Origin of the sequence: Bradyrhizobium sp., from assembly GCF_049512235.1 — a bacterium.
Lineage (GTDB): Bacteria > Pseudomonadota > Alphaproteobacteria > Rhizobiales > Xanthobacteraceae > Bradyrhizobium.
Map to the genome: position 1 here is coordinate 1 of NZ_JBEKXH010000645.1, position 3,220 is coordinate 3,220.

General features: G+C 63.7%; 3 protein-coding genes. 2 read left to right on the forward strand and 1 reads right to left on the reverse strand.

Annotation, left to right across the window (positions count from 1 at the left end):
- Positions 1-104 precede the first annotated feature (104 nt).
- The gene (locus ABSG20_RS33275) at positions 105-548 is read right to left on the reverse strand and encodes a hypothetical protein (protein ID WP_423868685.1); all 444 of its coding nucleotides are present in this window, start codon (positions 546-548) and stop codon (positions 105-107) included.
- Positions 549-920: 372 nt separating this feature from the next.
- Here ABSG20_RS33275 and ABSG20_RS33280 point away from each other — a divergent pair, with 372 nt between their 5' ends.
- Both ABSG20_RS33280 and ABSG20_RS33285 read left to right on the forward strand, forming a co-directional pair.
- Positions 921-1,637, forward strand: coding sequence for a dihydrofolate reductase family protein (locus tag ABSG20_RS33280; RefSeq protein WP_423868686.1), 717 nt, complete (start codon positions 921-923; stop codon positions 1,635-1,637).
- Positions 1,634-2,902, forward strand: coding sequence for a flavin monoamine oxidase family protein (locus ABSG20_RS33285; RefSeq protein ID WP_423868687.1), 1,269 nt, complete (start codon positions 1,634-1,636; stop codon positions 2,900-2,902). The genes ABSG20_RS33280 and ABSG20_RS33285 overlap by 4 nt, the downstream gene beginning before the upstream one ends.
- The last annotated feature ends 318 nt before the right edge of the window (positions 2,903-3,220 follow it).

The following is a 3,220-nucleotide window of genomic DNA, read 5'->3' on the forward strand; positions in this document are numbered from 1 at the left end:
CTATGATGCAATGAGCGTGCGCAGCATTTCATGGAGGCGGCGGGCACGGCGCAAACAGCGCCTTTGCCCACCCTTGCTACAGCGCCCCGATGGCTGGTTGAGCCTCACCGGCACGCGCGATAGATCGCGGTGAGTTCGCGCCCGCGCAGCAGCAATAGCCGCGAGGTCAATCCGCCGTGGCGGCGAATCCAGCCCTGCACCGCCACAGGATAAGCCTCCATCACCAGTTCGGAAGCTTCCGGCTCGACGTGCATGCGGCCGCGCCGGTCGACCGAGCGCGCGGCATGAAACCCGAGGATGGCGCGTCGCGTCACGCAGATGCGTTCGCCCGGCACCAGGCTAAGTACCAGCGTGCAGGCCGACAGGCACGGGCCATCGATCACCACGCGTTGGCCGGAATCGCGCACGCGCTCGAATAAATCCAGGAACGGTCCGACCTCACCGCCGGGGCTGGCCAGGATGCGAACCTCGGCCTGCGCCGGCGGCAGCATGAGCCCGCACAGCAGGCTGGCGAGCAAGATTATTTTCAAGACCGCCGCTCGGATCATGCGCGGCTCCCTCCGGCCCGACGAAGAGATCAAATAATCAATGGAAGCTGCTGCACAAGGTTCTTCACGCAGCGGCGCTGAAGAGCGGCGCTTCGAAGCAAGTGGCCATGTCGGCATGGCAGGCGAGTGCCGCGCCTATAGCTGTCGGCATGGTGCGGCAGTCGATCTGGTTCATGATTGCTCCACCTTTTAACAGTCAGAGGTGAACCCGATTTGAAACCATTGGTCGGCTGTAGGCGCGGTGGCATACTATCTCCTCCGGGAGCAGGCCTTTCGAATGCGGCCGACTTGCCTGATGTTCTTTTTTCGTTCACGTAGGGTCAAGCCGTTCAGGAGGCCATCGGGTCCAGCATCATCCAACGAGGGACTAGCATGAAACCGCGCGTCATCTGTCTTATGGCCAGCAGTGTGGACGGTCGGACGCTCCACAGTCGTTGGCGTCCCAAGGGATCAACCGCAGAACTGTTCGAACGTGTGCATGACGAACTGGCGGGCGATGCATGGCTGGTCGGCCGCGTCACCGGCCAGGAGTTTGCCAAGGGCAAGCCGTATCCCGCATCGACGAACGAGTCCTTGCCGCGCGAGCCTTGGTTCGCGCGACGCCAAGCGGCGGCCTATGGCGTTGTGCTCGACGCTCACGGCAAGATCGGCTGGGGCCGTTCGGATATCGGTGGCGATCCCATCGTTGCCGTCTTGTCCGAGGCAGTTTCGGATGCGCATTTGGTGGGGCTACGCAATGAGGGGCTGTCCTACATCTTCGCCGGAAAGTCGGAGCTCGATCTCGCCCTCGCGCTCGACATCCTCAATCGCGAACTCGGCGTGAAGCGGCTGCTGCTGGAGGGGGGAGGCGGTACCAACGGTGCCTTTCTGCGCGCGGGATTGGTCGACGAGCTCAATTTGATTCTGTGTCCAGCCGTGGATGGCGCGAAGGGTGCCCCGAGCGTCTTCGACTCCACCGATGCGGACGGCGATCGCCGAGCCCCCATCACGGCGATGACGCTGGAGAGCAGCCGGGCTTTGGAAGGCGGCGCCATGCTGCTGCGGTACGCGATCCAGAATGGGAATATTCAGGCGGAGACCGGCCGGTGATCCACCCAGAGCACATCGTCGTCATCGGCGCAGGCGCTGCAGGCCTGATGGCCGCCCGCGAACTCTCACTTGCGGGCAGGAAGGTGACGGTCCTGGAAGCGCGAGACAGGTGCGGCGGACGCATCCATCCGCTTCCCTTTGCCGAGTTCGGTTACCCGGCAGAAGCCGGTGCCGAATTCGTCCATGGCGAGGCGCCCGTCACGCGAAGCCTGTTGCGCGAATCCGGGCTTTCCCTGCTTCCGATCCAGGGCCGGCAATGGAGGTTTGAGGACGGGAAGTTCTCGCAGGAGAAATCTCAAGATACTTATGCGGCAGATCTCCACCAGGCGCTGCAGGAACTGAAGGACGATCTGACGGTCGCCGAATTCCTGCGGCGGCATTTCGCCGGCCCGAAGTACGATCGGTTACGGCATTCCATCGAGCGGATGGTCGAGGGCTACGATGCGGCCGATCCGGAGCGGGCCAGCACATTGGCGCTTCGCGACGAATGGATGGATGGCGGCCGGAGCACGCAAGCGCGCATTGCCGGTGGCTATGGCGCCCTCGTCGAATTCTTGACCGCGGAGTGTCGCAACAATGGGGTTGCGATCCATCTGGGCTCGGCTGCCTCCGCCGTCGAAGCGGATAATGGCAGGGGCGTGGTCCGTTGTGCCAACGGCGACGCTCATGCGTGCGATGCCGTAGTCCTCACGGTGCCTCTTGCTCTCCTGCAGGGGATCGCGCTTCCTGCGACGGAACGCGAGAGGGCCAAAGCTGCTGCACACATCGGCTTCGGCAACGTCATCAAGATCCTGCTGCGCTTTGAGACCCGTTGGTGGGTCGAAAGGCGCATGGATCTCGCCGACCTGACCTTCCTGATTTCGGGTGCAAGGATCCCGGTGTGGTGGACGCAGCATCCCGCCGATCACCCTGTGCTCACGGGCTGGTTCGGGGGTCCAAAGACGGAAGCTATGGCCGGCCTCGGCGAGCCTGAATTGATAGAGGCAGGGATCTCATCGCTCGCCGAAATCTTCGGCTTCGAGCCAAGGCAATTGATACGGAAATTGGTCGCGGCGCGGGCGATCAATTGGGCGCACGATCCTCTCGCGCGCGGAGCCTACTCTTACGCGACGCCACTGACGCGCGCCGCGCAGGCGGTGCTTTCAAGAAATGATGGCAGCGCGATTTTCTTTTCCGGCGAAGCACTCTACCGCGGGCGGGACATGGGCACGGTCGAAGCGGCGCTGGCGAGCGGCCTTCAGACGGCGCGGAACCTTATCGGATAGCGGCTCACGTCTCCGGCGGGCACTCCGGGCAGGCGTCGCCAATCGAGCCAAGCACGTCCTCCACGGCGGCCGCGGCCGGGTGCGCCGGCAACAATGATTGAGGCCGGCAAAAAGCGAGTCCTGGTCGAGGCGCTGGATGATCGTGGGAGCCGCGCGCTCGCGCGCCTCGCGAAGCCTGATCCTTTAGAATCTTCCACCGTCATTGCGAGGAGCCCTTGCGACGAAGCAATCGTGTGCCGTGGAAAGGCACAATTCTTGAGAGGGTGCAAGTCCCTCCCGGCAAGGGTCGCTCCGGCCGGTAGCAATCGGAGCAGGCGG

Excerpts from the sequence above, each read along its gene's own strand:
- ABSG20_RS33280 (WP_423868686.1), top strand. The coding sequence starts at position 921 with ATGAAACCGCGCGTCATCTGTCTTATGGCCAGCAGTGTGGACGGTCGG.
- ABSG20_RS33275 (WP_423868685.1), bottom strand. The coding sequence starts at position 548 with ATGATCCGAGCGGCGGTCTTGAAAATAATCTTGCTCGCCAGCCTGCTG.